The sequence below is a fragment of the Gemmobacter lutimaris genome, from assembly GCF_003570715.1.
Taxonomy (GTDB): domain Bacteria; phylum Pseudomonadota; class Alphaproteobacteria; order Rhodobacterales; family Rhodobacteraceae; genus Gemmobacter; species Gemmobacter lutimaris.
This window is the reverse complement of sequence record NZ_QXXQ01000034.1, coordinates 1-7486: the sequence shown is the minus strand read 5'-3', so window position 1 is coordinate 7486 and position 7486 is coordinate 1. Positions and strand designations below refer to the sequence as shown.

Sequence of the window (7486 nt, the reverse complement as noted above, 5' to 3'; positions counted from 1 at the left end):
CGGCCTCAACCGCTCCATCTGCTCTTCGGTCAGCCAGAAAAGATTGCTCATCGTCACCCCCGTCAGTTCGGATGCGTGAATCACGCAGCGACGGCGACTTCAAGCGAATCAATGGGTCCTGACCCTAAATGAGGTATTTTTTTTTGGGCGGCGGAAGTCAACCTGACGGACTACCACGCTTGAAGGTGGAAGCGATGGCAACAAAGATTGAAAACGAAGAAGATGTCCCCATTAAGCGTAACGTTTTCAAGGCATCATACACCACTCCTGGAAACCACTGGTCAGAGCGCCAAGGAAGCGAGCTTTTGTTCAGCTCAGAAAGCTGAGCGCCGCTCAGCGCCCTACGCCATCATACTTTTCAAACCCCGCAGCAGTCATCTCCGCCTGCCCATAGACATTCCGCAGATCAGCAAACCTTGAGTGCTTCATGGACCTGGCAAGCTTCGGAAGATCAAGCGCGCGAAACTCATTCCACTCGGTCAAAAGCACGATGAGATCGGCATTTTGGGCTGCGTCGTAGGGGGAATCCAGCCACGCGACTCCCGGTAGCAACGCCTCTCCTTCGCGCTGTCCCTCGGGGTCTACAATACGAACTTTTGCGCCAGCACCGACCAGCGCCGGGACAATTGTTAATGATGGCGCATCACGCATGTCATCGGTGTTTGGCTTGAATGTCACGCCCAGAACCGCCACGGTCTTGTCTCGCAAATTACCGTCACACAGCTCTTCGATCTTGTAGATCATCCGACGCTTGATTTCCTCGTTGACCTTGATGACTGTTTCGGTGATCTGCATCGGCACTGCATGTTCTTGTCCGATCCGCGCTAACGCCTTGGTGTCTTTTGGAAAACAGCTACCACCATAGCCTGGACCAGCATGCAGGAACTTTGACCCGATCCGGCCGTCCATTCCAATGCCCTTGCTCACCGCTTTTACATCCGCGCCGACCCGCTCACACAGGGCAGCGATCTCGTTTATGAAAGTGATCTTGGTCGCAAGGAAAGCGTTCGCCGCATACTTGATCATCTCAGCGCTTTCCAGATTGGTGTACACCACCGGAAACTCACGGAGGCTGAGCGGCCGATAAACATCAGCCATGACCTTCTTTGCCGCATCCGTTTCCAAGCCGATCACTACCCGATCTGGATGCATGAAATCGTCAATTGCGGCACCCTCCCGCAGAAATTCCGGGTTCGAGGCGACGTCAAATGGTGTCGCACCTGCGGTTTTTGCCACCGCTTCTGCTACCCTGCGGTTGGTGCCAAGGGGGACCGTCGACTTAGTCACCACAACCGTATAGCCCGTCAGCGCCGCACCAATTTCTTCAGCGGCGGCCATCACATAAGTTAGGTCAGCATGCCCATCGCCACGACGAGTTGGTGTGCCTACCGCAATGAAAACAGCATCGGCGCCCGCTACTGCCTCTCGAAGATCAAGGGTAAACGAAAGGCGGCCTGCAGCGACGTTCTTGGCCATCAGCTGCTCCAGCCCAGGTTCAAAGATAGGTACTTCCCCCGCACGCAGTCGCGCAATCTTGGCGGGATCCTTGTCCACACAAATGACATCATGCCCAAAGTCAGAGAAGCAGACCCCCGACACGAGGCCCACATAACCAGTTCCGATCATTGCAATTTTCATATTCTGATCCAAGAATTTACGTATTGATGATGGCGAAGACACGGATTTCTAAACTTTTAACAACACTCACTATAACGAGCACGTCTCCTACTTTGTGTTCATTACCGAAGTACTGCCTCTAGAAGTCTTCGAACTTTACCACCTTGCTTCTGATTCTAAGATTGTGCGCCTGACCACGCTTGATAGGCTCACCTTGATCGTCGAGGCGAGCTTCTAGTTGCAGAACGAAATCTTGAAAAACCTGCCCAGCGGAGGCGCGCAGATCAATGTTTCTGGCCTCTTGGAATGTGCCTTCGGCCCAGTTATCGCCTCCCGACTCTGCCCAAATTGTATCACGCCGCTTCTCAATCTGACTTGCAGAGAAGTCAACGAGACCACGAGAGTTTTGGCGCTGCCTGGAAAAGGCGACGTCGACATACTTGAGGTGCGCAAGTCCTAGCGTCTTGGAAAACTCATAGGGTAGTGATACGCGATGCTGCCCCGCACCAAAGGTTGCATCATTATGCTTCCAAATAACAGGCTTACTATAAGCGGAATGAAATCTAACGTAATTTCTTTGCTCAAGAAGGGGGCGACCAAAATCAAAAACTGCCTCTTCTTCGGAGTTGTGTATGAATTCAACACCAATGGGAGCTATATAATCAGCAGATTCAGCATCAATAAGATCTGAGAGCGATCGGCCTTTACCAGATGGAAGTGGAATGACAAGCTCGTCAGAATCGCTGGTGATCACATACTTGTACCCACCGAGAGCAACCCCTGACATCGCGGTTAGCGCCGCAGATTTAAAGTCATCATCAAATGGAATAGCCGGCAAGTGCAAAACGCTGACATTTTCCCCCAATCCTTCACTTGAAAGAAAATCTGCCACAGAAGGCACTGATGCGTGGTCAATTATGATGAATGAAGGATCCGAAAAATTTTCTCGATAATGCAGCAACCATTGCCGGATAAAGTTAGGTTCATCTTTAACCATGGTAATGCAGCAAACATCCTTCACCCATTCCCGCGCGGGCCATACAATATTCATTCGTCACGCTCCAGACTTGGTTTCCATAGTTGTTGTTGCATTTAGTGAAACCTCGCACAGGCAATCTTAATCAAACAAGCGAAGCTCAAAGTTCGAGGTAAACAAATAATGCAGTCGGTGCAATCGGTTTCAAGCGAAGTGATACTAGCACCGACTGCAATTAAACTCACACGCTATCTATCGAAATTCAATGGATTTTTTACGCAGCCTCACTTGCTATGAAATACTGCTCACCTTCGAAACTTATTGTTAGCTTCAAGATAAGATTTTTGAAAGGATGATCCCTCCTCAAAACTGCCGCGATTACGAATCCACTTTACATTCTCGCGGATAACTTTCGCCGGATTGCCGCCAATAACAGAATGAGGATCTTCAAAATGTCGAGTTGCAACACTACATGCCGCAACAATTGACTCGTCTGGAATCCAGCATCGCTTGGTGATGTACGACATTTCTCCGATCCAAACGTGATTTCCCACTTTGACACCTTCGGAAACATCAAGATACTCACCGGTGATATTATCAAAAATTAGGTGTGGAGACTCTCCACAGCGAACAATGATCGAATTTGAGAACATGCAGTCATTGCCAATCTCCAGTTTGTTTCCAGAGTTATACAATACAAACTTGCAATCATGCTCACAACTGAAGTCATCACCTATAGAAAGCAATGTTTCATAGGCGTGAACATGATTTCCAATTCGAACATCTAAGTTGCGACACCTGCTATTTTGGCCTATGGTAATCTTATTGTTATTGCCATTTATGATAATTCGAAGACTGGATCCCAAAGGGGCATCTTTGATTGTTATTATGTTTCCATTTCCGTTTATCGATCCGTTGACCTCAACGTTGGACCCAACCTCAACAAGGTTGTCCACTCCCATGTTTTTGATCTTATCCAAGATTTCGCTCCCGAACCTACACCATCCGACAACAGGTCAATGCTATGAATGTTGACCGTTTGCAAACAGATTTCCAAATCGCAGTTTGTCAGCAAGCGGAGATAGGGTTGATGCAGGGGAAAGTTCGATATTTTCGATCAGCCGCACTCCATCAAAAAATGACTGATTAGCAATGTGGCAAAAGGCGCTGGTGAGCGGATCGCTGGTGCAAATGCAAACTTCTGCCCCATCCGGCAGATCAACTCGCAGATGATGTTCACCGTAGGACAACTGGACCATATCCGGACCTTGTATTGCGACCGTCTCAACAAGATCCTCCCAAATGAGGGCTGTCATCGGACCTTTGACCCGCAAAATCTGAGGATCCATACTCTTGTTAAGCGGCATCCACTGTGCTTCACGCAGTTCTGTAACTTTGTGCGACCTTGGCGTCGAGATTGCACCTGATACCAATGTTCGAACATTCTGCAGAAGACCGTTTCTTTCAAGAACATCAGCAAAGGACGGTACAAAGTTCGCCCCATACAACCGTTCAAGAGTAATACGGCCGTTGCGAGAGTAGTCTTTTTTCAACACATCTCCAAACGACTTGCTCTTGAGGTGATGGACAAAAACCTGCGGAGTGATGCCAAGCCGATAGCCAGCCGCCATCAATCGCATGCAAACGTCATTCTCCTCGCCATATCCTGTAGGGAAATCCTGGACAGAAAAACCCCCGATCTGCTTCAGCGCCCGTTGGCGGAATACAGTACAGAACCCATTGAGAATCGGGGCATCAATGACGATGCCGGAAAACATGACCTGCAAAAACGCATTAATCGCCTCACGGTCGATCTGCTCTCTCCCAAAATCTTCATTCTTACTAAAATCACCGCTTGGCGCCTTTAGCTCAGGAATATTCTGATAGCTTGCTGCGTTAGACATCGGCCCAACTGCAGCCAAATATGGCGATCTCTCAAGCAAACTGACTATCGGAGCAAGCCAGACCGCAGGAAACAGTGTATCGCTGTTAATAACGGCAACATACTTCGTATCTGCAGCATCAACGCCAAATTGCACGTTAGCTGTGTAGCCGCGGTTCTGGAAATTTGAACGAACCTCAACATTCTCGAAGTCATGGAACATCTTGATAAGTTTAGCGCAGTTTCCGGCTCGCGATCCATCATCGTTCAAGATGATACGTGAGTTGGCAGCATCACTTTCAAGAAGTGACTGTACACACATTATCGTCTCTTCCAACGCGTTGTACACTGGTATGACAATAGTTACTTCATTGTTCATAGGCTGCGTCCTGCTGGTCTAAAATGCTTCCGCTTTGAGAAGTACTTGCTATTCTTAGCGCACTTCTTCCCATCTAGGCTGTTTACCACAACGCCCTTACTTAAATGGGCAGCAAGAGTGAAACTCATTTGGTCCCTTCTAGAACCAAAGAAGATTTCCTTCCACCAGTGGTCAAAAAACTGAGCGACGGCATAGTCCATTGGCTTTGAATAAAGAACATTTGTCTCATATAGGCCAAATTTTTCTGGAACTCCCAAATTTCTCAACCTATCGACGTGCTTCTCAATGACGTCTGGCTGGTCTAACTCCAAGGCTACGATAGATGCGGCTTCGTCGTAAACGCAGTTACGATCTGGGTGCTGAAACGTTGCTATCTCGGAAAACGTTTCGTGCGCTTCAAGAAGCTTTCCGGCGCCTGGCGCTGCAATGATGTTACCATCGATCCAGGTAACGTGATCGACCCCCTTAAAGAGGAGATGCGGATGAGTTTTGTACCACAAGCACAGCCGCTTTAAATCTCTTTCAACAATCGTTGGGCGAACGATTTGCCAAGGAGAGTTTGGAGAAGACTTCTGCGCGTCTGAAATTAAAAAATACTCACAGTCGTCCAACTCAGGTGGAATGGGTTCGTCATCGTAAAGGCCTAGATTAATCGAATAGACCACACGCTTTGATCTGCGTCTTCTCTTTGAAAGTAGATCAGTATCCCTGATACTGATTTTTCTTTCATATGCTGGACATGATAAAGTCTCGCTATACAACTCGGAACGAGAAACCGTGAGTAGGCGTCTAGAATTCCAAAGCTCGTATACTCTATGAAATGCTTCTAACGGTGGTGGAGAATTCGAGACGACGTCATAAGACGTAAACTGACGCACCATCTTGAAGCCATCAGTAAGAGTTTCAATCTGTAAATCAGGAACACTCTTGATAGGCAGATCTTTTTCGATAACCCTAGTGTTGATTTCAGGAAGGTATAAATAGACCAGTGCATTCCGAAGTTTCTCAGACAGAGAAAAACGACGAGGCGCTTTTTGGTCAAGGTATTTAAATCTATTGAGTGACAGCCCTAATCCCCAAGCCTCACAAAACGCTTCTTTGGTCGTAACTTTCTTTTCTTTGAGGTCACGATGGCTTGAAATAAACCTCTTTACATCGATAATGCTCGCTGCATCTATCTGCTCATCGGTGATATCAATTAAAAAGTCTGCCATCGTTTTATGAATTTTTAGTGGGGTGATCGGTAATAATGCTGGATGAATTGATATTTCTGTATCTATGACAGAACCAGAAAGAACGTCAAATAGCGACGCCCCATCTTCAGATGATAAATTGGGGATCTGCAAATCCAACCAAGCTGGTATGAACAAAGCTGACCAACCATATTCTGAACGCTTCGGCAATGATCGCAATGCCGTAATGAAATCATGGGGCGTAGTTATTTTCACCCCACACTCCGAACTGGCAAAAATGAAGTAACGCGTATCAATGAGTGGCGAAGGGTTCAAACCCTTCTTGAACCCCTCACTTAAGAAATGGGTGAACGCGTCATCCGTTGAAATTTCCAAGTTGTTGCTCTTTGCATAGTAACTTGGTGAAAATATAATTTCACTTAGGGGCGAGTTGTTATTTTTTGAAGTTTCAATATGAACTTGCATGCGTCTCTATCCTTTCATCTCTGCAGTAATAGTTGAAAATTCTATGGTAGAGTCGCCTATTTTTGCAGAAAGAAGCAAACAGCCAAGCTGCCGTTTATCAAGGGTGCTGTCCGGCTCTGGCGTAGGGCAGGTCAAGGTGATCCGTAGGGGAACTCTTCGAAATTTTACCGGCCCAATTTCCGTCAACTCTCCGCGCCGCATAAATGATTTGTTTGACGTAATGCCATCTGAAATAGTGATCGTTTTTCCGAGAGAGCCAATTGCTTCTGGCAGGTACAATCGAAACGTTATCTCTTGTCCATCGTTTCTGCCATCTACATCTAAAATAGCCGTTCTTGAAGTCCAGCAGTCGGGGAACACGCCAGATATTATTTTCATTTAATGGCTCCAGTCAGAAGATTCTAGTGTTTTCATTAATACACTTCCGCAGACTAACATATTACTCTGAAAATCAAGTGGTACACTTTCGCCTATTAAGCGATCGCTGTTGGTAACTAATTTTACTAGAAAATGAAGCTTTCTTGGCCCGGTTGAATATCGAAGCGTCGATTGAACCTGAAAACTCGTCGGAAGCCAGAGCCTTGTGATACTGACTTGCAAAACCCGTAGTCTTGTATTCGAAACGATCAATTTGCATCTGGGGCAGCGGAAAAATCTGTGCATCATCATGCGCGCTGATTTGGCGATCTTACCATCAGGGCTAGAACGTCTGATCAGCATGTACCGCTTCTCGCTTAGTCAAACCCGATGGCTCAGATAATGCAACTTTTGCTTTCATAGCAGCGCATTTGGCATTTTCTATAGGGAAAGTATGCAGTCTGATCAAGCAGCAATCATTCAAGAAGAGAATGCCTAGGGTCAGGACCCATTGATCGTCAAAGCCAGAAGATGACGGTTGCAGCGAGGGCGACTGCTGACAGGAAGACCTTGGGGCATCTGTCATAGCGGGTGGCGACGCGGCGCCAGTCCTTGAG

General features: G+C 47.2%; 6 protein-coding genes and 1 pseudogene. All 7 read right to left on the bottom strand.

The window, feature by feature from the left end; translation table 11 throughout:
- Positions 1-333: 333 nt before the first annotated feature.
- Positions 334-1638, bottom strand: coding sequence for a UDP-glucose dehydrogenase family protein (locus D2N39_RS22125; RefSeq protein ID WP_119136882.1), 1305 nt, complete (start codon positions 1636-1638; stop codon positions 334-336).
- A 118-nt stretch (positions 1639-1756) separates the two neighbouring features.
- A complete protein-coding gene (locus D2N39_RS22120) occupies positions 1757-2668 on the bottom strand; it encodes a glycosyltransferase family 2 protein (RefSeq protein WP_119136881.1) in 912 nt (303 codons plus the stop codon).
- A 230-nt stretch (positions 2669-2898) separates the two neighbouring features.
- Positions 2899-3573 (bottom strand): acyltransferase, encoded by a 675-nt coding sequence (locus D2N39_RS22755; RefSeq protein ID WP_147373544.1) that lies wholly within the window; start codon positions 3571-3573, stop codon positions 2899-2901.
- A gap of 42 nt (positions 3574-3615) precedes the next feature.
- Positions 3616-4854, bottom strand: coding sequence for a glycosyltransferase family 2 protein (locus D2N39_RS22115; RefSeq protein ID WP_119136880.1), 1239 nt, complete (start codon positions 4852-4854; stop codon positions 3616-3618).
- Positions 4851-6512 (bottom strand): hypothetical protein, encoded by a 1662-nt coding sequence (locus D2N39_RS22750; protein ID WP_147373543.1) that lies wholly within the window; start codon positions 6510-6512, stop codon positions 4851-4853. Before D2N39_RS22750 ends, D2N39_RS22115 begins: the two co-directional genes overlap by 4 nt.
- Positions 6513-6518: 6 nt before the next feature.
- Complete coding sequence (locus D2N39_RS22745; protein WP_147373542.1) at positions 6519-6890, bottom strand: hypothetical protein; 372 nt, start codon at positions 6888-6890, stop codon at positions 6519-6521.
- A 497-nt stretch (positions 6891-7387) separates the two neighbouring features.
- Positions 7388-7486, bottom strand: a pseudogene (locus D2N39_RS22105) (IS5/IS1182 family transposase); the annotation flags it as partial.